General features: G+C 72.3%; 25 protein-coding genes. 9 read left to right on the top strand and 16 right to left on the bottom strand.

The genetic code is table 11. From position 1 onward, the window contains the following. Nucleotides 1–185: 185 nt before the first annotated feature. Nucleotides 186–1,157 (top strand): acyl-ACP desaturase, encoded by a 972-nt coding sequence (locus ABD299_RS23175; protein WP_344266138.1) that lies wholly within the window; start codon nt 186–188, stop codon nt 1,155–1,157. Nucleotides 1,158–1,229: 72 nt separating this feature from the next. Continuing rightward, complete coding sequence (locus ABD299_RS23170; RefSeq protein WP_344266136.1) at nt 1,230–2,183, top strand: FAD-dependent oxidoreductase; 954 nt, start codon at nt 1,230–1,232, stop codon at nt 2,181–2,183. Nucleotides 2,184–2,272: 89 nt separating this feature from the next. Here the strand turns inward: ABD299_RS23170 and ABD299_RS23165 are convergent, their stop codons facing one another. Continuing rightward, entirely contained in the window at nt 2,273–3,142 is an 870-nt protein-coding gene (locus ABD299_RS23165) for an SCO6745 family protein (protein ID WP_344266133.1), read from the bottom strand. A 10-nt stretch (nt 3,143–3,152) separates the two neighbouring features. After that, nucleotides 3,153–3,929: an enoyl-CoA hydratase/isomerase family protein gene (locus ABD299_RS23160; RefSeq protein WP_344266130.1), complete on the bottom strand. Its 777-nt coding sequence runs from the start codon at nt 3,927–3,929 to the stop codon at nt 3,153–3,155. 316 nt (nt 3,930–4,245) lie between these two features. On the opposite strand from ABD299_RS23160, the gene ABD299_RS23155 reads away from it, so the two are divergent. Next, nucleotides 4,246–4,734 (top strand): ATP-binding protein, encoded by a 489-nt coding sequence (locus ABD299_RS23155; protein ID WP_344266127.1) that lies wholly within the window; start codon nt 4,246–4,248, stop codon nt 4,732–4,734. 28 nt (nt 4,735–4,762) lie between these two features. On the opposite strand, the gene ABD299_RS23150 is transcribed toward ABD299_RS23155, so the two are convergent. From ABD299_RS23150 to ABD299_RS23100, 11 genes are all read right to left on the bottom strand, one after another. Then, a complete protein-coding gene (locus tag ABD299_RS23150) occupies nt 4,763–5,200 on the bottom strand; it encodes a flavin reductase family protein (protein WP_344266190.1) in 438 nt (145 codons plus the stop codon). An 83-nt stretch (nt 5,201–5,283) separates the two neighbouring features. After that, nucleotides 5,284–6,948, bottom strand: coding sequence for an AMP-binding protein (locus ABD299_RS23145; protein ID WP_344266124.1), 1,665 nt, complete (start codon nt 6,946–6,948; stop codon nt 5,284–5,286). Between the two features lie 11 nt (nt 6,949–6,959). Beyond that, on the bottom strand, nt 6,960–7,256 hold the full coding sequence (locus ABD299_RS23140) for an acyl carrier protein (protein ID WP_344266121.1): 297 nt from the start codon (nt 7,254–7,256) through the stop codon (nt 6,960–6,962). A gap of 1 nt (nt 7,257) precedes the next feature. Then, nucleotides 7,258–8,457, bottom strand: coding sequence for an acyl-CoA dehydrogenase family protein (locus ABD299_RS23135; RefSeq protein WP_344266119.1), 1,200 nt, complete (start codon nt 8,455–8,457; stop codon nt 7,258–7,260). Then, the gene (locus tag ABD299_RS23130) at nt 8,457–9,302 is read right to left on the bottom strand and encodes a hypothetical protein (protein ID WP_344266117.1); all 846 of its coding nucleotides are present in this window, start codon (nt 9,300–9,302) and stop codon (nt 8,457–8,459) included. The genes ABD299_RS23135 and ABD299_RS23130 overlap by 1 nt, the downstream gene beginning before the upstream one ends. 20 nt (nt 9,303–9,322) lie before the next feature. Next, on the bottom strand, nt 9,323–10,369 hold the full coding sequence (locus tag ABD299_RS23125; RefSeq protein ID WP_344266115.1) for a U32 family peptidase: 1,047 nt from the start codon (nt 10,367–10,369) through the stop codon (nt 9,323–9,325). Beyond that, nucleotides 10,366–11,148: an ABC transporter ATP-binding protein gene (locus ABD299_RS23120; protein ID WP_344266112.1), complete on the bottom strand. Its 783-nt coding sequence runs from the start codon at nt 11,146–11,148 to the stop codon at nt 10,366–10,368. The genes ABD299_RS23125 and ABD299_RS23120 overlap by 4 nt, the downstream gene beginning before the upstream one ends. A gap of 38 nt (nt 11,149–11,186) precedes the next feature. Beyond that, complete coding sequence (locus ABD299_RS23115; protein WP_344266109.1) at nt 11,187–12,290, bottom strand: ABC transporter permease; 1,104 nt, start codon at nt 12,288–12,290, stop codon at nt 11,187–11,189. Beyond that, the gene (locus ABD299_RS23110; RefSeq protein WP_344266106.1) at nt 12,290–13,459 is read right to left on the bottom strand and encodes a cysteine desulfurase family protein; all 1,170 of its coding nucleotides are present in this window, start codon (nt 13,457–13,459) and stop codon (nt 12,290–12,292) included. The genes ABD299_RS23115 and ABD299_RS23110 overlap by 1 nt, the downstream gene beginning before the upstream one ends. Before the next feature lie 31 nt (nt 13,460–13,490). Continuing rightward, the gene (locus ABD299_RS23105) at nt 13,491–13,889 is read right to left on the bottom strand and encodes an iron-sulfur cluster assembly scaffold protein (RefSeq protein WP_344266103.1); all 399 of its coding nucleotides are present in this window, start codon (nt 13,887–13,889) and stop codon (nt 13,491–13,493) included. Between the two features lie 3 nt (nt 13,890–13,892). Continuing rightward, entirely contained in the window at nt 13,893–15,044 is a 1,152-nt protein-coding gene (locus ABD299_RS23100) for a LuxE/PaaK family acyltransferase (protein ID WP_344266100.1), read from the bottom strand. A gap of 134 nt (nt 15,045–15,178) precedes the next feature. On the opposite strand from ABD299_RS23100, the gene ABD299_RS23095 reads away from it, so the two are divergent. Continuing rightward, nucleotides 15,179–15,547 carry a BlaI/MecI/CopY family transcriptional regulator gene (locus tag ABD299_RS23095; RefSeq protein ID WP_344266098.1) on the top strand — a complete coding sequence of 123 codons (369 nt, stop codon included), beginning with the start codon at nt 15,179–15,181 and terminating at the stop codon, nt 15,545–15,547. Between the two features lie 95 nt (nt 15,548–15,642). Next, entirely contained in the window at nt 15,643–16,533 is an 891-nt protein-coding gene (locus ABD299_RS23090; RefSeq protein ID WP_344266096.1) for a M56 family metallopeptidase, read from the top strand. Nucleotides 16,534–16,543: 10 nt separating this feature from the next. Here ABD299_RS23090 and idi read toward each other — a convergent pair whose 3' ends face one another. The 3 genes from idi to galE form a co-directional block, all read right to left on the bottom strand. Further along, on the bottom strand, nt 16,544–17,113 hold the full coding sequence (gene idi, locus ABD299_RS23085) for an isopentenyl-diphosphate Delta-isomerase (RefSeq protein WP_344266094.1): 570 nt from the start codon (nt 17,111–17,113) through the stop codon (nt 16,544–16,546). 62 nt (nt 17,114–17,175) lie between these two features. Beyond that, the gene (locus tag ABD299_RS23080; protein WP_344266091.1) at nt 17,176–18,114 is read right to left on the bottom strand and encodes a cation diffusion facilitator family transporter; all 939 of its coding nucleotides are present in this window, start codon (nt 18,112–18,114) and stop codon (nt 17,176–17,178) included. A gap of 115 nt (nt 18,115–18,229) precedes the next feature. Next, a complete protein-coding gene (gene galE, locus ABD299_RS23075) occupies nt 18,230–19,231 on the bottom strand; it encodes a UDP-glucose 4-epimerase GalE (protein ID WP_344266088.1) in 1,002 nt (333 codons plus the stop codon). Between the two features lie 166 nt (nt 19,232–19,397). Here galE and ABD299_RS23070 point away from each other — a divergent pair, with 166 nt between their 5' ends. From ABD299_RS23070 to ABD299_RS23055, 4 genes are read left to right on the top strand one after another with little or no spacing between them, the layout of a single operon-like run. Further along, nucleotides 19,398–21,197, top strand: coding sequence for a DUF5941 domain-containing protein (locus ABD299_RS23070; protein ID WP_344266187.1), 1,800 nt, complete (start codon nt 19,398–19,400; stop codon nt 21,195–21,197). Further along, the gene (locus tag ABD299_RS23065) at nt 21,194–21,931 is read left to right on the top strand and encodes a phosphocholine cytidylyltransferase family protein (RefSeq protein WP_344266086.1); all 738 of its coding nucleotides are present in this window, start codon (nt 21,194–21,196) and stop codon (nt 21,929–21,931) included. Before ABD299_RS23070 ends, ABD299_RS23065 begins: the two co-directional genes overlap by 4 nt. Further along, on the top strand, nt 21,919–22,980 hold the full coding sequence (locus ABD299_RS23060) for an iron-containing alcohol dehydrogenase family protein (RefSeq protein ID WP_344266084.1): 1,062 nt from the start codon (nt 21,919–21,921) through the stop codon (nt 22,978–22,980). The genes ABD299_RS23065 and ABD299_RS23060 overlap by 13 nt, the downstream gene beginning before the upstream one ends. Continuing rightward, a complete protein-coding gene (locus ABD299_RS23055; protein WP_344266081.1) occupies nt 22,958–23,743 on the top strand; it encodes a CDP-alcohol phosphatidyltransferase family protein in 786 nt (261 codons plus the stop codon). Before ABD299_RS23060 ends, ABD299_RS23055 begins: the two co-directional genes overlap by 23 nt. Nucleotides 23,744–23,755 lie beyond the last annotated feature (12 nt).

The following is a 23,755-nucleotide window of genomic DNA, read 5'->3' as shown; positions in this document are numbered from 1 at the left end:
GCGGAAGCGGAATTTCCCGCTTCCGGGCCCCCGGCGTCCTGTTCCCTTGCTGCCGGACGGGCTTGACGAGGTGATGTGACGCTCACTCGGCGGGTCACGTCTTGCCAGACTCGCGGGTAACAACTTACGGTGCCGTAACCTACGGTTTCGTAGGTACTCGTTTCCCGTCTCTGCCTGGAGCCACTGTGACCCACAGCCCTGCCTATCTCGCCCAACCGGACGAGTGGACCGACGCACGGCTGCTGCACGCCCTGGAAGAGGTTGTCGAGAAGGAGCTCAACCGGCACCTGAAGGTCGCCAAGGACTGGATGCCCCACGAGTACGTGCCGTGGAGCGACGGCCGCAACTTCGACGGGCCGCTCGGCGGCGAGCCCTGGGCGCCCGAGCAGTCCAAAGTGACCGACATCGGCAAGATCGCCCTCGTGGTGAACCTGCTGACCGAGGACAACCTGCCCAGCTACCACCACGAGATCGCCACCCTCTTCGGCCGCGACGGTGCCTGGGGCACCTGGGTGCACCGCTGGACGGCGGAGGAGGGCCGGCACGGCATCGTCATGCGGGACTATCTCCTCACCTCCCGGGCCGTGGACCCGGTGCAGCTGGAGAACTTCCGGATGGCCCACATGTCCGAGGGCTTCGAGTCGGACAATGGCCACTCCATGCTGCACTCGGTCGCCTATGTGGCGTTCCAGGAGCTGGCCACCCGCATCTCGCACCGCAACACCGGTCACCAGTCGGGCGACCCGGTGTGCGACCGGATGCTGGCGCGCATCGCCAACGACGAGAACCTGCACATGGTCTTCTACCGCAACCTGCTGGGCGCGGCCTTCGAGATCGCCCCCGACCTCACCATGCAGGCGGTGCGGGACGTGGTGGTGAACTTCCGGATGCCCGGCCACGGCATGCCCGGCTTCGAGCGCGCCGCGGCCCAGATGGCGATCGGCGGGATCTACAACCTGCGCATCCACCACGACGACGTCCTCGAACCGGTGCTGCGCTTCCTCAAGGTGCTGGAGATCCCCGGCCTGGGGCCGGAGGGCGCGAAAGCCCAGGAAGAACTGGGCATGTACATGGGTGGCCTGGACGCCGAGGCGGCCAAGTTCGACGAGCGCCTGGCGGCCCGCAAGGCCCGTCTGGTGGCCCGCGGCAAGGCCTGATCCCGGCCTTCACCGGCGCGCCGGTGAAGGCCGGCCCTCCCCGCCGGGCCGGTGAGCGCCTAGCGTGGGCACATGGACGAGGTGATCGTGCTCGGCGGCGGCGTCATCGGGCTGACCACCGCCGTGGTGCTGGCCGAGCGCGGGCACCCGGTCCGGGTATGGACCCGGGAACCGGCCCGGGACACCGTCTCGGCGGTGGCCGGGGGCCTGTGCTGGCCCTACCGCATCCGACCCGAGCGCACGGCGGCCCGGTGGGCGGTGGCCTCCCTGCGGACGTTCACCGGGCTGGCCGGTGATCCGGCCCGGACCGGGGTCCGGATGGCCACGGGCGTGCTGGTGAGGCCCTGGATGCCCGAGCCGTGGGCGTCGTGCGTCGACGCGCGCCGGCCCGGCCCGGGCGAGCTGCCCGGGGGCGAGGACCCGGACTCCGCGGTGCGGGCCACCACCGCCCTGATCGACATGCCGTCCTACCTCCGGTATCTGCGCGACCGGCTCACGGACGCGGGCGGGCATCACGAGCGGCGGGCGGTGCGCAGCCCGGCCGAGGCCGGCACGGCGGCCCCGGCCGTGGTCAACTGCACCGGGCTCGGCGCCCGCGAGCTGGTCCCCGATCCCCGGGTGCGGCCCGTCCAGGGGCGGCTGGTGATCGTGGAGAACCCCGGGGTGGAGGAGTGGTACGTGGCCGCCGAGCCCGGCAGCCCGGACAGCACCTACCTGCTGCCCCAGCCCTACGGCCTCGTCCTGGGCGGTACCGCCCAGGACGGAGCCGAGGACCTGGGACCCGACCCGGCCGCCACCGAGGCGATCGTGCGCCGCTGCGCCCGGATCGACCCCCGGGTGCTCGGCGCCCGGGTCCTGGGCGTCCGCACCGGCCTGCGCCCCTTCCGGCCGAACGTGCGCCTGGAGCGGGAGGACCTGCCCGGCGGGGCCGTCTGCGTCCACCAGTACGGCCACGGCGGCGCCGGCGTCACGGTCTCCTGGGCCTCCGCGACGGCAGCCGCCGACCTGCTCGGCGCTTCCGCCTGACGGCCCCGCCGCCGCGCTCCGGCCGCCGCTGCCGGCCGAGGGCAGGCCACTGACAGGCCGGCCGGGTGGCCGGCCTGACCGGTGGGGCCTCAGCCGCCGAGCAGGGCGGGAGGGAAGGCTCCGGCTTCCCGCGCCGCCGCGGCGAACCCGCCCGCCAGCACGGTCAGGCGCCGCACGCCGTCCGCGCCGAGGTGCTCGTAGGGCGCGCGGTCCAGCCGGTCGGTCTCGTTCTCGATCTCCTTGCGCAGCGCGCTGCCGTCCTCGGTCAGCCTGCCGTGGCGGTTCAGCAGGCCCCGCTCGCGCAGCCGCTCCTCGGCGGCGGACCAGTCCTCCTCCCGCCAGCCGCGGGTGTCGGCCAGCCAGTCCCGGGACGGGCCGTGACCGCTGGCCGAGTGGCTGACCAGTGCCTCCAGTGGGTCGAGCCCTTCGCGCAGCAGGACGGTCAGGTGGCCGTCGCCGCGGTGCTCACGCAGCACGGTCGCCGCGTGCCACAGCCGCAGATGGGGGGCATCGGGCACCGGCAGGGCCGCGTGGGCGGCGCACAGCGGGCGGCCGTGCGGCCGGCAGGCCTCGGCGGCGCGCAGGGCGAGGTCCGCCGCCTCCGCCATCTCCGCGGACGATGCCGCCTCCTCGCCCAGCAGCCGCCGCCAAGTGGCGTCCACCGCACGGAGCCGGGCCGCGAGCACCGTCTCGGGGGAGGCGAGGTCCCATGCCGCCGGCACATGGCGGGCGACCAGCGCGGGGCTGAAGTTGTAGAAGACGGCGGTGACGGTCGCCGCCCCCACCGCGCCCAGCGGGGCCGCGCGGGCGGCGAAGTACGCGGTGCGGGAGTCGGTGATGCCGCACTCCGCGAGCTGCGAGCCGAGGTCGGGGGAGAAGTACAGCGTGGAGTGCAGCGGGTTCAAGGCGGCGTGGCAGTGCCGCCCCGCCCGCGCGGGAAGAGAAGCAGGAGACGTCATGGCGCGTACGTTACCCATGGGTAGTCGACGGTGGGAGGCCGTGGGGGTGCCGGCCGAAGCGCGGAGGCCGCCGTTCCAGGAACGCCGAGACGCCCTCCTCGGCTTCGCCGCCGGCGCGGGCCGCTTCCGCCCAGTGGGCGATCCTGGCGGCATCCGCGGGGCCGTCGGCGAACTCCTTGGCCGCGGCCTGGGTCAGCTGTGAGCGCTCCACCAGTGCTTGAGTGAACTCCCGTACTCGGTCGTCCAGTTGCCCGGCCGGCAGCACCTCGTCCACCAGGCCGGTGCGCAGCGCCCTGCCGGTGCCGATCAGCTCGGCGGAGAAGAGCAGGTGCTTGGCCGCCGAAGGCCCGGTCAGCCGCACCAGTCGCTGCGTCGAGGAGGCCGGGTAGACGATGCCCAGGCGGGCGGGTGTGATGCCGAACACGGTGCCCTCCGCGGCGAACCGCAGATCGCAGGCCACGGCGAGCTGGCAGCCGCCCCCCACGCAGTGACCGCGCAGGACCGCCAGGGCCGGCTTGGGAAAGGCCGCCAGGGCGTCCTCGGCGGCGGCCGCCAGGTCGCGGGGGTCGTCGGCCCCGCCGAGGCTGGAGATGTCGGCACCGGCGCAGAACGTGTTCCCGGCCCCGGTCAGGACCAGGACGCGCACCGAGGCGTCGGCCGCCAGCCTGTCCAGCAGAGCCGGGAGCTGCCGCCACATGCCGGGTGTCATGGCGTTGCGCTTCGCGGGGTTGCTGATGGTGACGGTCGCCAACGCGCCGGACACCTCGCACAACAGAGCTGGCTCCATGGCCGCGATGCTATCGGCAGTCCGCGACGCGCCCCGCGGCGCCGTGCCCGGGCCCGCCCGGAGTGCTGGGAGCTCTTCGGTCCCCGGGGTTCGCCAATATGGTCACACCGGAATGAGCGGGGCGGAAGTGCACAAAACCCGGACCGGGAATGGTCCCGGTCGGAGACAACCGCTCAGAACCCGGCCAGATGCGGTGACTTGAGGTCACTCCGTCATGAGGCGCTGGCACATGCCAACACTCGGAAGGTGAGTGAGACCCCCGCCGGGAGCGGGGGCGCCGCGACACCGTGCGAGAGGGACAAGTGTGCCGGACATCATGGACAGCCGATCGGACGCCCCGCCACAGCGGGCCGTCCCCCCGCCACCCCCGCGCGAGGGGGCGTGGCGGTTCACCGTGGCCCCGGCCGAGGCGTCGGTTCCGCAGATCCGGCGCGCGGTGCGGGAGCTGCTGCGCCGCCAGCAGGTGCCGGTCTCCGACGACCTCCTCCAGGGGCTGCTGCTGATCCTCACGGAACTGGTCACCAACGGCATCCGGCACGCCGCGCTGCTCACCCCGCGGATAGGGGTCGAGGTGGCAGTGGACGACCGCTGGGTGCGTGTCGCGGTCGAGGACGGACATCCCTACCGGCCCAAGGCGCTGGAGCAGGCCCCGGCGCTGGAGAACACCAGTGGCCGGGGCCTGCTGCTGGTCAAGGTCATCACCGCGGAGGCGGGTGGCCGCTGCGGGGTGGAGCCGACGGCCGTCGGCGGCAAGACCGTCTGGGCCGCCCTGCCCCTGGACCGCATCCCCCGGATGTTCCTGTGAGCACGGCGAATGCCCGGGCGGCCCCGGATCAGCCCAGCGGCCGGTACGTGCCGCGATGGCGCACCAGTGGATCACCCCCGTGGCGCGCCGCACCGGTCACCGCGCCGACCACGATGGTGTGGTCCCCTCCCGGGTAAGTGATGGTCACCCGGCAGGTCGCCCACGCCACAGCGCCGTTCAGCAGAGGAAGACCGTCGTGAAGCCGGTGGCCGGTGCCGGCGAACCGCTCGTGCGGTGGCCTCTGTGCGAACACCAGGGAGGTCTCCGCCATGGAACTGCCGAGCACATTGACGGCGAACGCCCCTCGCTGGAGAACGCGGGCGAGAGTGCCCGATCCGTTGGCCAGGCAAATCAGCAGAAGCGCGGGGCGCAGAGACAGGGAAGTGACCGCACTGACCGTCATCCCCGTCGGCCCCGCGGGGGACATCGTGGTCACCACCGTCACGCCACTGGGCAGTTCCGACATCACGTGGCGGAAGAGGTCTGCTTCCCCGCCGGGGCGCACCGGCGGGGAAGCAGAGCGGCCCGCAGGCGGGGATCCGGGGGACACTAGAGCAGCTCCCCACGGAGGTAGGCGTCCCGCAACCCGGCCCGCTGCCGCTTCCCGCTCGTGGTCCGGGGAATCCGGCCCCTGCGCACGACCACGACCTCGCGCGGGGTGAATCCGAACGCACCGCGCACGAGCGCGGCGATCTCCTCCCGGAGCGTTCCGGAGCCGGCCGGGCCGTGGCGGCTCTCCACGACCGCGACCACGTACTCTCCGTCGTCGTCCGTACAGGAGAAGACCGCGGCGGCCCCGGCGGCAACGTCCGGATGACTCTCGACGGCCGCCTCGACGTCGTAGGGCGGGAGGTTCTTCCCCCGCACGACCAGCATTTCCTTCACACGGCCCACGACGTGGAGCTCACCGTTGCGCAGGAAGCCGAGATCACCGCTGGCATGACGTCCTCCGGGCACCGGTACGGGGCGTCCGCCGGGCCCCAGGTAGCCGGCCATCACCGAGTCGCCGCTCAGGACGATCTCGCCGACCTCCCCTTCGGCACAGAGCCGTCCCTCCGGGGTGCGGATCTCCACGCTCAGGCCGCTCACCGGCCTGCCGCACGCCACGCTGGTGAGCGCGGGGGCTCTCTCGCGGGCCTCGACAGCACGGTTCTCGCGCAGGGCCTCCCTGTCCAGGCGGACAGCCCTGACCCGTCCCCAGCCGAGTTCACCGGAAGGGGTGGTGCCGAGCGACATCGTCGAGGCCAGGACTGTCTCGGCCATGCCGTAGCAGGGGATCAGGACGTCCTCCGCGAGCCCTCGGCCGGCGAATTCCTCCTGGAAGGCGGAGAGAACGGAGAAAGGGATGGGTTCCGCGCCCACGTATGCCTGCCGGAGCGACGACAGGTCCAGCCCCGCCACGGGTGCGCGACGGCTGCGTTCCGCCGCCGCGCGGTAGCCGAAGGGGGGAGCCGCGGTGACGGTGGCGCCACGCCGGGAGATGTGCCGAAGCCACGACAGGGGGTCCCGCAAGAACGCGATCGACGGCATGAGGTCCAGTGGCAGGCCCGCGTGCAATGCCGTCAGCGTCAGGACGAAACCCATGTCGTGATGAAGCGGAAGCCAGTGCAGGATGCGCTCGTGCGGTGTCAGGGGTTCCAGCGCCCCGAGATTCGCCGACAGGCTCGCGGCCACCTGGCCGTGCGTGAGGACGGCCGCCCGCGGAGCGGATGTGGAACCCGAGGTGAGCTGGATGTGATGGAGCGTGTCCGGCCCGGCTGCGGGCAGGGAGTCCTCGGGTACCGGAGGATGCGCCAGGTCGGTCGTGTCCAGGAAGGGGGGTCCGCCGCCGGACAGCCCGGCCGGAGGGGGCCCCGCCATGACCACCGCGTCGGGCACGACCGCCTCGAGCGCCGCACGGAACTGGCGCATACCCGTGGAGCCGGGGTCCTCGGGGCGGATCGGGGGAGGGACCGTGCAGGGAACGAAACCGCCGGCCAGGCAGCCGAGGAGCGCGATGAGGTACTCGGGGCCGGTGGGCAGGGGCAGCAGGACACGGGCGCCCGGGCGCAGTTCCCGGTCCCGGAGGGCTCCCGTGGCGCCCCGTGCCCGCAGGGCGAGATCCGCGTAGGTCAGCTCGCCGGTCACCTCCCTGGAATCCAGGAAGGTGACGCCGCCGGAGTGCTCTGCCACCGCGCGGAGGTCCACCGGCAGGAGAGTGGCAGTGGGGATCATGTGTGCTCCCCTCACCGGGCCGCTCGGCCGGCCTTGGCCCGTGCCCGTTCCCCGACGTACTCCACCAGCTCGCCCACCCGGGTGAAGGCGAACGCCCTGTGCTCCGGGATGTAGACCCGGAACCTCTCCTCGATCTCCGCGATGACGGCCATCAGGGTGACCGAGTCCAGAGGGAGGCTCAGCAGTGGTGTTTCGGCCGTGACCCCGGCCAGATCGGTACGGGCGAGGTCCTCGTCGCTGAGCACGGCGGCCATGATGTCGCGCAGGGCGGTCACGATCTCGTCGTCGGACGGTACGGGTGCGGTCATGTCAGCGGTCTCCTGCCTGACGGGGGGTGGGAACAATGTCTCCGCGGGGATCGAGGCCCAGAGCCGCCTTGCCGATCATGTCGCGCAGCGCGTCCAGACTGGCCCCCATGACGGCTCCGGCACGCGCGTCCCGGTAGTGCCTCTCCAGGGGGTTCGACCGCAGAAAACCGTGCCCTCCGGTGACCTGCATGGCGGTGTCGGCGACGGTGATGGCCGTTCGATTGCAGATGTACTTGGTCATGTTCAGGGCCGCGAGGGCCTCCAGAGGGTCGTTCTCGGCGGTCCACGCGCCGTGCAGCAGGGAGAGATGTGCGGTGTGCACGGCTGTGGCCATGTCCGCGATGTGCAGCCGCACTCCCTGGAAGGCGGCGAGGACCTGCCCGGAAGGAGCGAGTGTCCGTCGCGTGACATGCCCGGCGGCATAGGACTGGGCGGCCCGGGCCACCCCCAGGGAGGCGGCGGCCAGACCCAGCACCAGTGCCGGCAGGGCGTGAGTCAGCAGAGGGACTCCGCCGCCCGGACCACCCAGGCAGTTCCCGGTGGGTATTTCGCAGTCGAGTGCCAGGGTGTTCGCGCTGTTGGCCCGCATGCCCATGGCGTCCCAGGTTTCCTTGACGGTCAGGCCGGAGAGGTCCGCCGGCAGCACGGCGATGGTCTGGCTGCGCCGGAATTCCGCCCGGCCGCTGTGCGCGTTGATCACGTAGTAGTCCGCATGGCCCGCGGCGGTGCAGAACGCCTTGGTGCCCCGCAGCGTCACGGACTCGCCCCCGGCTTCGGCCCGCAGTTGCGGCGCCAGGATGTTGCCGCCCGTTCCGGGCTCGGAGAATCCCCAGCTCAGCAGGCGTCCTTCGGTCACCACTTCGCGCAGGATCCGTTCGGCTTCCGACGCGCCGGAAGTGTCCGCGGCCAGCAACCGGGCCGCGCCGGAGTGCATGGCGTAGATGAGCGCGGTGGAGCCGCAGGCCTCCGCGAACTCGGCCACGACCAGGGCCCATGCGGTCAGGTCCGCCCCTGCCCCGCCGTACTCCTCGGGGACCAGGAGCCCGAGGAACCCGGCACGGTGCAGATCCGCGATGTTCTCCGCGGGGAAGGTGCCGGTCCGGTCGTGAACGGCCGCCCGGGGTGCCAGGCACCGGCGGGCGACTGCCCGGGCCTGTTCGACGATGTCCTGCTGTTCGGTACTCAGGGCCAGATCGACCATCACATCTCCTGTGGTGCTGCGGTTGACCACCGCCGCGCGGCGGTGACCCGTTCGGCCAGGGCGGCGGGCGGGTGAAAACGGGCGTCGATGATCACGTCCGGGAATACCGGTGCTTCCGGGGGAGCCGGAACGTAGACCGCGTTGCCCAGGACGGTGAGCACCTCCTGATGCCGCCGGTCCGCGACGGCGACGGGGGCGCGGTGCCCGTGACCCAGCTGCCACCGTGTGGCGGCGGTGACAGTGAGCGGCGTGTCGCACGCGGAGCGGCATCCGGGCAGAGGAAGGCCGTGGTGGCGGGCTGTCGGACACGACCGTGACCAGGCGACAGGAACCACATCGAGCATGCGTCTCACCCGCCAGCCGGGGCGCTCGGGCACCAGTGCTCCCGCGTCGGCCTCCAGCACCCGGGCCGGGAAGGTCTCCAGCTCCTCCAGGAAGCCGTCCTCGTAGACGGCGGGTTCCGAAGGGCTCCGCGGAGAGGGCCCGACGGCGTGCGGGCGCCCGGGTGACAGTGCCAGGCCTATGCACAGCCCGGCCTCCCCGGCCGGTGTACCGGCGAGCACCGCCAGGGTCCCGGGGTCGTTGACGGTCAGTGACACAGGTCCGTCCCCGGCCAGCGCTGCCCCGAGCTCCGCGATCGGCTCCGCCGTACGCTGCCAGGCTGCCGGAAGCACGACCCCCGCCTGGCGCCCCGCGCCGCGCACGGCCTCGGCGGCGGCGCGCAGCTCTGCCCGGGAAGGCAGCTTCGTCCAGCAGCCCTCCTGGCCGAAGCTCACGGCGTCGACGGGCAGGGCGAGCACTTCCTCCAGGCGCTCCGGCGTGGCGAGACGGATCTCCACTCTCATGCGGTTCGGCTCCTCCGGTCTCAGACGAGTGAGCGCCGCTGCGCCGTGTCACGGAAGCGGCAGCGCTGTTGTTCGCACATGCGGGGGACCCAGGCCATCTGCCACATCAGCTCCACCCGGTCGATGTCGGCGATGACCTGTGCCGTGGTACGGCCGTGTGCCGCCCCGTCGAGCGCTCGTCGGTACATCTGAGTGATCTTGGCGTTCTGGCGCACGATGGGACTTTCCCTGCCGGGAACCTGCAGTGCCGCGACCCCGAGCGCGGCCAGGGCAGGGACATCGCACAGCGCGCAGTCCGAGGCGCCGTCGAGCAGCGCGACGGTCTCCGCGGAGGACTGCGGACCGCCGGTGACCGGCACCATGCGGTAGCCGGCCCGGCAGCCCAGGCCGGAACCTCGCTGGTCCGGCAGCCGGCAGTGGTGGCAGTCGGCGCCCGAGCCGGTCTGCACCGGTACCTCGACGTCGAGGCCGGGGACCGAGCAGAACTCGGCGATCTCGTCGAGGGTGGTCGCGTGCGGCAGGACCACGCGGCGTACTCCGTAGGCGTCGAGCAGGTGCCGTGCCCACGCGACGGTGGTCACGCCCAGCGGTGCGCCCGCCACCAGGAGGGCGTCCGGGTGCGCGCGGGAGACCCAGCGTGCCGTCGCAGCGGAGCCTACGACGACCGTATCGGCGCCTGCGGCGAGGCCTCCGGCGACGTGCCGGAGATACCCCCCGCGGTCCCCGTCCGCCACCGCCGGTGCGTCGGCACACAGGTGGACACGCAGGCCCCCGGCGTGCGCTTGGGCGATGATCTCCTCCAGGAGCCTGCCGCTGGTGACCTGGGTGGGGTCGCCGTCCCGGACGCCGGGAAGGGAGTCGAAGCTGTTCCCCTCCTGGGCGGGGGGCCGCAGCGCGACGTAGATCTCCGTCGCGCCGGCGGCCGTCTGCAGGTCGAGCATCTGGAGGCTGCGGACCGGTGCGTTCAGCGCCACCGCCGCGGCGCGTTCCGGTTCCGGCACGGTCACCAGGGGTGCTTCGCGGGCCAGGTGCGGGGGTGCGGGCTCGTGCCCGGTTCCGCCGGTCACCGGTCCTCCTCCCGGCCCGCGGGGGCGGGGTTCAGCCGGCCGTCCTCCAGGTGCAGCACCCGGTCGGCCAGGGGAGCGAGCCGTGTGTCGTGGGTGACGACAACCACGGCGGAGCGCTGGGCGCGGGCCAGCTCGGCCAGCTGCTCGGTCACCTGCCGGCCGGCGCGGGAATCGAGGTTGGCGGTGGGCTCGTCCGCCAGCACGATGTCGGGTCCCAGCGCGAGAGCCCGGGCAACGGCCACCCGCTGCTTCTCGCCGCCGGAAAGATCCGCCGGGCGGTGGACCGCCCGGCGCTCCAGCCCGAGCCTCCTCAGCAGGTCGCGGGCACGGTCGCGCGCCGCCTCGGCGGCCACTCCGGCGTAACGCAACGGGACCAGGACGTTCTCCTCCGCGGTCAGCGCGGCGAGCAGGTTGAACTGCTGGAAGACGAAGCCCATCCGGAGCAGCCGGACCCGCGCCCGCCGTTTCTCGGAGGCCTCGTGCAGGGGCTCGCCCGCCACGCTGACCGTCCCGGACGTGGGCCGCAGCAGCAGGCCCATCGTCAGCAGTGCGGTGGACTTGCCTCCTCCCGAAGGGCCGGAGATGACGGTGATCTCGCCGCGTGCGGCCGCGAAGGAGGTGCCGCGCAAGGCGTGCACCGCGGCCGCGCCCGTGCCGTAGGTGTGCTCGATGTCCTCGAGCCGCAGCGCGGGGCCGTCCTGCAGCGGGGGCAGCAACGGGCGGTTACAGCCTCCGCAGCGGGCGGCCGTCGCTTCGGCGCCGCAGACCGGGCATCTCATGGGGTGCTCCTGTTTCTCGGCCGGGATGGCGGGGTGCATCAGTTGCGGAAGGCGATGGCGGGGTCGAGCCGGGTCACGCGGCGGACCGGCCCGATCGACCCGAGCGCGGCCATCACCAGGGTCACGGCGAACATCGCCAGGAGTACCGGGGCGGTGATCTCGATGGTGACGTCGCCCATCCGTTCCGCCAGCAGGAACTGCAGCCCGTAGGTCACGGAGGCTCCAAGGGCGTAACCGGAGACGGCCAGGAGCGCCGCCTGGGTGAGCACGATGCCGTAGACCTGTGGGGTGGCGACCCCGATCGCCTTCAGCACGCCGAACTCCCGCATCTGCTCGGCGGCGCTCGCCAGCACTGTGAGGGACACCAGGGCGACGCCGACCAGCACACCGATCGCGATCATCGCGTAGAAGGGGCGCCCCATCATCGAGATGACGATCTCGCGGCTGTTGTCGGAGAACTCGCCGGAGGTGAGGGCGACCGCTCCGGGAAGCCGCTCGTCGATCGCTGCGGCGAGGTCACCGGGATCGGCTCCGGGCTCCGGCTGCACCAGGAAGTAACTGACCCGGTTGTCGGCGCGGAGCCGTTCCTTGGCGTCCTCCAGGGAGATGAAGGCGTAGAAGTTGCCCACCGCCGCCGTCTCCTCGGAGAGCCCCACGACAGTGAAGGAGGCGTCCGCCAGCTCCACGGTGTCGCCGACACCGACACCGTTCTTGGCCGCCAGTACCCTGTCCAGGACCGTTTCTCCGGCAGCCACCTCCGCGCGTCCCTCCGCGAGCTTCCAGGGGCCGCCCGCAGCGGCCTTCGGGTCGTACCCGAGCAGGTAGATCGCCGTTTGGCTGCCGTCCCGGACGAAACTCGTGGGAACGCCCAGGACGGGACTGGCTCCCGCCACACCCGGGATCTTGAGCAGTTCGTCGCGCGTCTCGTCGGGAAGCCAGGAAACCGAGCGGAACATCTGAGTGGTCCCGGGCTGGGCCACCCACACCTCCTCGTGATGATGGTCGATGTAGGTGGTGACCTGGTTGGTGGTGCCGACGAAGATGCCGGTCATCACGAGGACCAGCATGACGGCGAAGCCCACCCCGACGACCGAGGTGATCAGACGGGCACGCTCGCTGAGCAGATTCTTCAGTGGGATCATCAGGTCTCTCGCGCAGCGGTCGGCCGGAGGGTGGGAGCCGGGCCGAGGAGCCGGAGGCGGCTCACCACCGTGGCGGTGTCGCGGGCGGCCCGGGTGACGGATTCCGCGGTGGTGGTCCGGCCCGGGCTGAACCGGACCGAGGACCGGGCCCGTTCGGGAGGGATTCCCATCGCGGTGAGCACGTGCGAGGGCTCGTCGCTCTCCGAGTGGCAGGCGGAGCCCGCGGAGACGCAGACGCCGTGCGCGGCGAGCACGTCCACCAGTGTGTCCCCGCGCACACCGTCGAAGGAGATGTTCAGGGTCTCGGGCAGACAGGGTGCGCCGTCACCGTTGACACGGGCCCCGGGGATGGAGGTCAGCTCGTCGGTCAGCCGGGTGCGAAGACTCCGCATGCGGGAGCGCGAGTCGGGATCGCCCATGTGCCGCAGGGCTACGGCCGCCGCGGCGGCCATGCCCATTACCCCGGGGAGGTTCTCCGTCCCCGCGCGCAGCCCTCGTTCCTGGCTGCCGCCGCGGATCAGGGGGGCCATCCGGACTCCTGCGGCTACCTTGAGGGCGCCGACTCCCTTCGGCCCGTAGAACTTGTGAGCGGAGACGGAGATCAGATCAGCTCCGGTGGTGGCCAAGTCCAGCTTCCCCGCCGTCTGCACGGCGTCCGTGTGCATCAGGGCGCCGGCGCTCCGGGCGAGGGCGGCGATCTCGCTCACCGGCTGGATGACCCCGGTCTCGTTGTTGGCGTGCATCACCGAGACGAGGACTGTGCGAGGACGCAGGGCCCGGCGGATGTCCTCCGGGTCGATCCGGCCGCTCGGGTCAGGACGCACGACCGTGATCTCTGCGCCCAGTTCACGGGCGAGCCGGCAGGCTTCCAGAACCGCGGAGTGCTCGATCGCGGTGGTGACGATGTGGGAGCGGGCCGGGCCGGCGGCCAGCACGGTGCCGCAGACAGCCAGCGCGTCGGCCTCCGACCCCCCGCTGGTGAAGACCACGTCGTCCGCGGGGCATCCGAGCATGAGGGCGAGCTGACCGCGCGCGCCCTCCAGTGCCTCGGCGGCGGCGTCCCCGGCGGCGTGCCGGCTCGACGGATTCCCGGTGATGCTCAGGCCCCGCAGGACGGCGTCGGCTGCCTCCTGGCACACCGGACTGGTGGCAGCGTGGTCGAGGTACACCTCAGCCGGACGGTGGCGGGACCCGGGCAGCTCAGGAACAGACGAGAGGGGCGTCATCGTTCACCCCCTCCCGGTGGTTGCTGACGAGCCTGCTCACCACGTGGCCGCCGAGTGCGGCGACATGCCGCTGGTCGGGCGCGAGGCCGCCGAGCAGGGAGTCGACCCGGGACGCGTCCCAGGTGCCGAGCTCCGCCAGGGTGGCGCCGTGGCAGGCCTCACTGATCGCGCTGGCGGCGGCCAGCGCCGCGGCGCAGCCGTGGGCGCGGAAGCGGATGGCGGTAATAGTGCCGTCGTCGACGTACGCGGTGAGCATGATCTGGTCGCCGCAGACCGGGTTGCCGATGGAGGCGCGCACATCGGGGTCGTCCAGTTCGCCGGCGTTGCGCGGATTGGTGAAGTGGTCCACCACCGTGGGGCTGTAGCGGCCCATGCCTCAGGCCTCCGTCCGTGCCGGTGCCGCGGGGACCTCGCACTCGGCCACGATCTCCTGGCTGTCGAGGAACTTCTCGATGCTCACGGCACAGCAGCCCAGCTCTGCTCCCTGGAGCCGGCGGCGGAAGGAAACCGTCTGCCCGGTCCTGCCGCACGGGCACGGTGAAGAGTCGACCTCTCCGACGTCCTCGCTGAGGATGAACCCCGGATACGAGGTGCTCAGCGCGTCGAGCAGGGCGATCACCCCTGTCCGGCCGGCCGGCAGCTCAATGGAGGTGTCCTCGACATCGCGGATGCTGATGTAGGACCACGGGGGAACGTGCTTGCGGTGATGCTCGCACTCCACGGCCAGCATGTTCGACTCGATCATTCCGTACATGTCCCGGACCCGCCCGGCGGGGACACCGAGGTGACGTTCGACCTTCTCGTCGAAGTCCCGTCGGCTGATGCTCTCGCCGGTGTACCGCTTCCACCCGCCGAGCGTGATGACCAGGGACTCGGGGTCGAGCTTCAGACTGATGTCCTCCAGTTCCAGGTAGCGCAGCAGTCTGCCGACAAGGAAGGGCGGGCCGATGATGTGCCGGGTCATCGACTCCTCCCAGCGGTTCAGCAGGCCTAGTGCCTCCTCCGGGTCGAAGGCGTAGTCCCGCACCACGTAGGCGTGATCGTCGAAGAGGCCGTTGAGCAGGTTGAACACCTTGACCATCCCCATCTCCGGGGTCTCCGCGGTGGACGGGGAGAGGAACAGGCCCGCCCCCTTCGCGATGCCGAAGAAGTCGCGGTACTGGCCGATGAGGGCGGTGACGACCCGGGTGGCGGTGGTGGTGTCCCGCCGGGCCACGCTGGGGACCCCACCCGTCCCGGTGCTGCGTATCTCCAGCTCGACATCGGTCAACGGCGCGGTCATCAGCACGTGGGCGTCGGGCTGCTTGAACATCCCCACGGGAAGCAGGGGGATGCGGGCCAGGTCCGCGACCGACGAGATGTCGGCCGCTGTGACACCGGCCGCCTCGCACTGGGCGCGGTAGAAGGCGTTGTGCCCGGCGTGAGACGCGAAGGCACTCCTGAGCGCTGCGACGACAGCGGCCTCCCGTTCCGCGTTGGGCAGGCGGAATGCGGCTCCGGCGTCTCCGAGCATGGCGGCGAGTTGCATACGTCTCCCTGATCGCCTGGACATGTGGGCAGGGGTACGCGCCGCTGTCGGCGAAGCCCCCCGTGAGCAGATCCACTATTGCAGTAGTACTACGCCGGTAGTCAAGTCTGGGCGGATCGCCTATGATGCTCGGCATGGCACGACTGGGAGACCTGGAACGGGCGATACTGGACTGCCTCTGGCAGGCCGGTGGACCTCAGACCGTTCGAGAGGTGCACCAGGCGCTGTTGGCGGAGCGCGGGCTCGCCTACACCACGGTCATGACCACGCTTCAGCGCCTGGCGCGCAAGGGATTCGTGGAGCAGGACGCCCAGTCCAGGGCCCACAGGTTCTCCGCTGTGACCACGCGGGAGGAACTGTTCGCCGAGCTCATGAGCGATGCGCTCGGTGTCGCGGGGGACGACCACACCGCTCTGCTGCGCTTCGTCGACCGGATCACGCCGGAGGCCCGGGCCGTGATAGCGGAGTCCATCGAGGAGCGCGGCCGCCGGTCCCCCGGCTGACGGGGCGCGGGTCCGGCCCCCGCGGGACCGGGCCGGAACCGAATACTCCGCCGCGGGGTGCCACGGTGTGAGATCACAACCGTTACGGGGGATGTATGGACGGGCTGTGTCAGGTGCTGTTCGCGACAGTGCTGCTGGGCGCGGTGTCCTTGTCGGTGGTGCCGACCCGCTGGCCCTACCGGGTGCCGTGCGCGGCACTGGCGCTCTGGGGCGCCGGAGTGCTCGGAGCCCTTGCCGCCCTGCTGCTGGGCGTTTTCGGCTTCCTCACTGATCCGTTGCTCGGCGGGCGGCACAGCATTGCGCTCCTGCCCCTGGACATCGCGGCGATCGCCGGGGCGACGTACGCGGTGGCGCATGTCGCCGTGCTGTACATGAGGGCCGGTCGCCGGGCCCGGATCCGGCGTGACCGGCACCGCTCCCTGCTGGGGATGTTCGGGCTCCCGCACCCCGAACACGACGTGATCGTCCTGCCCAGCAACGAGGCCGTGGCCTACAGCCTGCCGGGGCCAGGCGGCGGCCACGCCGTTGTCTCGCAGGCGCTCGTGGACCGCCTCGGGCCCGCTGAGCTGGGCGCGGTCCTCGCCCATGAGCGAGCTCATCTCCGCCAGCGGCACCACCTCTTCGTGCAGCTGGGGGAGGCCGCGCGGACGGCGCTGCCCGGGCGGAGGGCCCTGGCCCGCTGCGCGCAACGCTTGGGGCAACTGGTCGAGATGCGTGCCGATTGCTCGGCGCGCCGTCACTCCTGCAGACACTCCCTCCTCAGGGCCCTGGAGCGCACCGTACCGGCCGGTTCCGTGCCCGATGCCCTCTCGGCCGGCCACGGGGCGCTGCCGCTGCGCCGCGAGCACCTGCTGTCGCGTGAGCGGTGCTGTCGCTCCGTGCCGGCCTCCGTCGTCTACTCGCTGGCCGGTGTCGCCGTCACCTCGCCGATGACGATCCTCTCCACCGGGCTGTTACCGGCCGTGTGCGCCTGGATCTGCGTGTGACTCTGCCCGGTCACCAGCCGGCGCCGGGGCCCGTGACCTCACGGATGCCGGGCCGGGCGGCGTCCAGAACGGTCATGAACCACGCGGAGAACGGCGCGGAGGCGTGCCGCTCGGCCAGCTCCGCCGGCGTCACGAAGGCCGTCTCCCCGACCTCCTCCGGGTCGGGCAGCAGCGGAGCGTCCAGCACCCCGGCGAACAGATGGTTGTACTCCCGCTCCACCAGACCGGAGTCCGGGTCCGGGTGGTGGTAGCTCACGGTTCCCGCCTCCCGCAGCAGCGCCGGTGCGGCGCCGAGTTCCTCGACGGTGCGCCGGGTGGCGGCCAGGAACGGAGGCTCGCCCGGGTAGGGGTGGCCGCAGCAGGTGTTCGACCACACCCCGGGGGAGTGGTACTTGCCCTGTGCCCGGCGCTGCAGGAGGAGTCTGCCCTCCCGGTCGAAGAGGAAGACGGAGAAGGCGCGGTGCAGCTGTCCGGGCGCCAGGTGCGCGGAGAGCTTCTCGGCGGTGCCGGTCGTCCTTCCGCCCTCGTCCACGAGTTCGAGCATGATCGGCTCTGCGGAGACGGCTGGGCTGGAGGGCATGGTGACCTTTCGTCGAATGTGGGTGCGGTTGCTGTCACCAGTGTGCCGCAGCCGGCTCACCGTCAGTGGCACAACCCCGGTTCATGTGCCGCGTGACCGTGCGGTTCGAGCTGGAAGGTGCAGTGCTCGACGTCGAAGTGTTCGCCCAGGCACTGTTGCAGGTCGTGCAGTATCCGCTCATGTCCCACCGAGTCCAGGACGTCCCGGCTGACCACCACATGGACGGAGAGCACCGGCATGCCGGAAGTGATCGTCCACACATGCAGATCGTGCAGATCCTCCACCCCCTCCACACCGCGTATGTGGGCGCGCACCTCGGAGAGATCCACGTTCCGGGGGGCCGCCTCCAGCAGCACGTCGATCGCCTCGCGGGCCAGCTTCACGGTCCTCGGCACGATCATCGCGGCGATGGCCAGCGAGGCGATCGGGTCGGCGTACGGCCAGCCGGTGAGGATGATCACCAGGGCGGCGGCGACCACCGCCAGCGAGCCCAGCGCGTCGGCCAGCACCTCCAGGAAGGCCCCGCGCACGTTCAGGCTCTCGCGCTGGCCTCGCATGAGCAGCGACAGGGAGATGCCGTTGAGTACCAGGCCCAGCAGGCCGAACGCGATCGTCAGCCCGCCGGGGACCTCCGTCGGGTTGCGCAGCCGGTCGATCGCCTCGATGAGGATGTAGCCGCCCACCCCGAGCAGCAGCACACAGTTCAGCAGGGCCGCGAGGATCTCCAGCCGGGCGAAGCCGAAGGTCCGGCGCTCGTGGACCCCGGGTCGGTTGGCGACGTGGATGGCCAGCAGCGCCAGGCCGATCCCCAGCACGTCGGTGGCCACGTGCCCGGCGTCCGCGAGCAGTGCCAGCGAACCGGTCAGCGCCGCCCCGGTGATCTCCGCCGCCAGCAGCAGGACGGCGATCGCCAGGGCGACGCGCAGCCGCCCCCGGTAGGCCGCACCGGCCGTTCCCCGAGGGCCGGGCGGAGGCCCGCCGTGCTGGTGTCCCGCGCCCATGTCCGTCGCCCCTCCGCTGTCCGCCGGCCCACGTGTGGCCACCGCCGGTACCCGGCGGCCCTCACAGTGAACTACGGGGAGGGGGTATCCGGCAACGCGGCACTGAACACCGTTGTCATGTGCTCTGACCTGCGCTTTCCTGACCTCCGGGAACGCTTGCGGTCCATCCCCGCCAGGCGGAGGAAACCATGTCGCGCAGATCCCGGCTCGCGGTGAATCCGAGCCGCGCGGCCGCCAGCCCGACAGAGGCGACCACCCGCGCCGGGTCGCCGGCGCGGCGCCCGGTCACCTCGGGAAGCACGTCCCGGTGCCCGGTGATCTCGGCGACCAGGCCGGCCAGCTCCCGGACCGAGGCCCCCCGGCCGGTGCCGATGTTGACCGTCAGATCGCCGGGGGAGTCCTGCCCGCCGAGCAGCCGGGCGGCGGCCAGGTGGGCCTCGGCGACATCCTCGACGTGCACGTAGTCCCGCACGCAGGTGCCGTCCGGCGTCGGGTAGTCGTCACCGAAGATCCGCGGAGCCAGGCCCTGGCCGAGCCGGTCGAAGAACATCGGGATCACGTTGGACACTCCGGTGTCCGCGAGATCCGGATGCGCGGCCCCGGCCACGTTGAAGTACCGCAGGCACACCGAGCGCAGCCCGTGCGCCCGGCCCGCGGCCCGCACCAGCCACTCGCCGGCCAGCTTGGTCTCGCCGTACGGGTTCAGGGGCCTGCACGGCGTCTCCTCGGTGACCAGCTCGGTGTCCGGCATGCCGTAGACCGCGGCGGAGGACGACAGGACGAACCGGTCCACCCCGGCGGCGGTCACCGCCTCCAGCAGGACCGTCAGGCCGTGGAGGTTCTCCCGGTAGTACAGCAGCGGCCGGTCCACCGACTCCTCGACCCGCTTCTTCGCCGCGACGTGCACCACCCCGGTCACCCGGTGCGCGGCCAGCACCCGGTTCACCGTCTCCCGGTCCAGCACCGAGCCGCGCTCCACCGGGACGGTGTCCGGCAGCCGTCCCGCCCGGCCGCTGGAGAAGTCGTCGAGCACGACCACGTCCTCCCCGGCCGCGGTCATGGAGCGCACCACATGGGCGCCGATGTATCCGGCACCGCCGGTGATCAGCCATGTCATGCCCGCAGCCTAGCCGCACCCCGCGTTGCCACCGGGCGCCGAGATCGACCATGCTGTGGCCACACGGCAACCCCCGCCCGGTGAATGCGCGGTGAATACCGGGCCGTGGTGATCGGATAATCTCTGCCCTCGTGCCCGAGGCCCCCCGCCAAGGAGATGAGTTCCCCTGTCGACCGCCATTCTGACCGGCCGGCCCGTCCCCGGCTCGCCGCTGGAGGACGACCTGCGCACCCTGGGCTTCACGGTCCGGACGCCCGGGGACCCGGGGGCACTGGCCACGGAGCTGGGCGCGGTGCCGCCCGGCCTGCGGATCGCGGTCGTCGACCCGCGCTTCACCGGGCACCTGCACGCCCTGCGCCTCGGCCTGACCGACCCCCGCTTTCCGGCCGCCGCCGTGCCCGGCGCCCTGACCGTGCAGCCGCAGGCCCGCGAGGAGCTCGCCCGGCTGCTGGCGGCAGGCCCGGAGGCCGGGACGCCCGCCGACAGCCTGCCCGACCGGCTCGCCGCCCGGCTGGAGGCCGACGGCACCCCCGTCCACCGGCCCGAGCTGGGCGCCCTGGTGGCCGCCGTGCCGGCCACCCCGGCGGCCCGCGCCGAGGCCGAGACGGCGGTCGCAGCCGTCGACGACGAGGACGTGCGGCTGCGCAGCGCCGTCAAGTCCCGGGACGGCTTCTTCACCACCCACTTCGTCAGCCCCTACTCCCGCTACCTCGCCCGCTGGTGCGCCCGCCGCGGCCTGACCCCCAACCAGGTCACCACCGCGTCCCTGCTCACCGCCCTGCTGGCCGCCGGCTGCGCCGCCACCGGCACCCGGGCCGGGTTCGCCGCCGCCGGGCTGCTCCTGCTGTTCTCCTTCGTCCTCGACTGCGCCGACGGCCAGCTCGCCCGCTACGCACTGCGCTACTCCACGCTCGGCGCCTGGCTGGACGCCACCTTCGACCGGGCCAAGGAGTACGCCTTCTACGCGGGCCTGGCGCTCGGCGCGGCACGCGGAGGGGACGACGTCTGGGCCCTGGCCCTGGCCGCGATGGTGCTGCAGACCTGCCGGCACATCGTCGACTTCTCCTTCACCGAGGCCGACCAGGACTCCCCGGGCTCCGGCACCAGCCGCGCCGCGGCGCTGTCCGGGCGCCTGGACGCGGTCGGCTGGACCGTCTGGCTGCGCCGCATGATCGTGCTGCCGATCGGGGAGCGCTGGGCACTGATCGCCGTCCTGACCGCCCTGACCACCCCCCGCGTCACCCTCGTCGTGCTGCTCGTGGCCGGGGGCTTCGCCGCCTGCTACACCACCGCGGGCCGGCTGCTGCGCTCGGTGCGCCGTCCGCCGCGCACCGAGCGGTCCGCCAGGGCGCTGGCCGGTCTCGCGGACAACGGGCCGCTCGCCGCACTGGCGGCCCGCCCGGCGGCCCGGCGGCGTGGCGCGGCCGGGGCCCCGCTGTGGGCGCTGGCGGGGACCACCGTGCTGCTGGGCTGTGTCTTCCTGCTGCCCGGCGGGGCCGGCGGCTGGGCGGCGGTGGCCGCGGCCGCGGTGTACGCGCTGTGCGCGGGCCGGGCCGCCGCCGCACCGCTGACCGGCCCGGTGGACTGGCTGCTGCCGCCGCTGTTCCGGGCCGGGGAGTACCTCACCGTGCTCGGCCTGGCGCTTCACAGCGGCGCCCCCGGTGCGCTGCCGGCCGCGTTCGGGCTGGTGGCCGCCAGCGCATACCATCACTACGACACGGTGTACCGCCTCCGCGGCGGCTCCGGGGCGCCTCCGCGCCGGCTGGTCCTGGCCGCCGGCGGACACGAGGGACGCACTCTGGTGGTCACGGCCGCAGCCGCCCTGTGGGCGACCGGGCAGGGCTTCACCCTCGCGCTGTGGGTCCTCACCGGGGCCCTGGCACTTCTCGTGCTGACCGAGAGCATCCGCTTCTGGGTGTCCTCCCAGGCACCTGCCGTACACGACGAAACAGGAGAACCACAATGATCGGCCTCGTGCTGGCGGCCGGCGCCGGACGGCGTCTGCGCCCCTACACCGACACCCTGCCCAAGGCACTGGTGCCGGTGGACGGCGACAAGACGGTCCTCGACCTCACTCTGGCCAACTTCGCCGAGGTGGGCCTCACCGAGGTCGCCGTGGTCGTGGGCTACCGCAAGGAAGCCGTGTACGAGCGCAAGGAGCAGCTGGAGCGCGCCTACGGTGTCACGCTCACCCTGATCGACAACGACAAGGCCGAGGAGTGGAACAACGCCTACTCCCTGTGGTGCGCCCGTGACGTGCTCAAGCAGGGAGTCATCCTGGCCAACGGCGACACGGTCCACCCGGTCTCCGTCGAACGGACCCTGCTGGCCGCCCGCGGCGAGGGCAAGAAGATCATCCTGGCGCTGGACACCGTCAAGAAGCTCGCCGACGAGGAGATGAAGGTCGTCACCGAGCCCGGCAGCGGTGTCCGCCGGATCACCAAGCTGATGGACCCGGCCGAGGCCACCGGCGAGTACATCGGCGTCACCCTGATTGAGCCCGAGGCCGCCGAGGACCTCGCCGACGCGCTGCGCACCACCTTCGAGCGGGACCCCGACCTCTACTACGAGGACGGCTACCAGGAGATGGTCGACCGTGGCCACACCCTGGACATCGCGCCGATCGGCGAGCTGGAGTGGGTCGAGATCGACAACCACGAGGACCTCGCCAAGGGCAGGGAGATCGCGTGCCGGTACTGACCCGCCTCATTCCGTCCCCGGTCTCGGTCGACATCGCAGCCGGGGCGCTGGACAACCTGGCGGGCCTGCTGGCGGACCAGCGGATCTCCCCCGGCGGACGGCTGGCCATCGCCATCAGCAACGGCTCGGGGGCGGCGCTGCGCGAGCGGCTCGCCCCCGCCCTGCCGGGCGCGGACTGGTACGGGGTCGGCGGCGGCACGATCGACGACGCCGTCAAGCTGGCCGACGCCATGAAGTCCGGGCACTACGACGCGCTGGTGGGCCTCGGTGGCGGGAAGATCATCGACGCAGCCAAGTACGCCTCGGCGCGCATCGGCCTGCCCATGGTCGCGGTGGCCACCAACCTGTCGCACGACGGCATCTGCTCGCCGGTGTCCATTCTCGACAACGACGCGGGCCGCGGCTCCTACGGGGTGCCCACGCCCATCGCCCTGGTGGTCGACCTCGACGTGATCCGGGACGCCCCGGTGCGGTTCGTCCGGGCCGGGATCGGCGACGCGGTGTCCAATCTGTCGGCGGTGGCGGACTGGGAGCTGTCCCACCGGGAGACCGGGGAGCAGATAGACGGTCTGGCGGCCGCCATGGCCCGGCAGGCCGGCGAGGCGGTGCTGCGCCACCCGGGCACCTGCCGCGACGACGCCTTCCTCACCGTGCTGTCCGAAGGGCTGGTGCTCTCCGGCATCGCCATGACGATCGCCGGCCACACCCGGCCGTCCTCGGGAGCCTGCCACGAGATCTCGCACGCGCTGGACCTGCTGTACCCCAAGCGGTCCGCGCTGCACGGCGAGCAGGTCGGGCTGGGCGCCGCCTTCGCCATGCACCTGCGCGGTGCGGCGGAGGGCAGCGCGCTGATCGTCGAGGTGCTGCGGCGGCACGGGCTGCCCGTCCTCCCCGGTGACATCGGTTTCAGCGCCGAGGAGTTCGCCGCGGCCGTCGCCTTCGCCCCGCAGACCCGCCCGGGCCGCTACACCATCCTCGAACACCTCGACCTGTCCACCGACGAGATCAGAGACGCGTACGCGGACTATGCCAAAACCATCGGTAGCTGAACTCCGGCCGGTCGTTCACCCGGAGGGGATCAAGGATCGCCGCAGCGGGGAGCACTGGGCCGGGCGCCTGTACATGCGGGAGGTCTCCCTGCGGTGGACCAGGCACCTGGTGAACACCCGGATCACCCCCAACCAGCTCACGTACCTGATGATCCTCGCCGGCGTCCTGGCCGGTGCGGCGCTGCTGGTGCCGGGCCTGACCGGGGCACTGGCCGCCGCGCTGCTCATCCAGCTCTACCTGCTGCTGGACTGCGTGGACGGGGAGGTGGCCCGCTGGCGGGGCCAGACCTCCATCACCGGGGTCTACCTGGACCGGATCGGCCACTACCTGGCCGAGGCGGCACTGCTCACCGGCTTCGGGCTGCGGGCCGCGGACGTCTTCGCGGCCGAGGGCGCGAGCGCGAACTGGATGTGGGCCTTCCTCGGCACGGTGGCGGCGCTGGGCGCCATCCTCATCAAGGCGGAGACCGACCTGGTGGACGTCGCCCGCACCCGCGGCGGGCTCCCGGCCGTCACCGAGGACGCCGTCGTCCCGCGCTCCTCCGGGCTGGCCCTGGCCCGCCGGGCCGCCGCCGCGCTGAAGTTCCACCGGCTGGTCGGCGGTGTCGAGGCTTCCTTGCTGATCCTTTTCGTCGCGGTCCTCGACCAGGTGGCGGGGGGGCTGTTCTTCACCCGGCTGGGGGTGGCGCTGCTGGCGGCCGTCGCCGTGCTGCAGACTGTGCTGCACCTGGTGTCCGTGCTGGCCTCCAGCAGGCTGCGGTGACCGCCGTGGAGA

It is taken from the genome of Streptomyces sodiiphilus (genome assembly GCF_039529215.1).
GTDB lineage: Bacteria > Actinomycetota > Actinomycetes > Streptomycetales > Streptomycetaceae > Streptomyces > Streptomyces sodiiphilus.
Note: the sequence above shows the minus strand (reverse complement) of the source record. Positions and strands in the feature narration are given on the sequence as shown.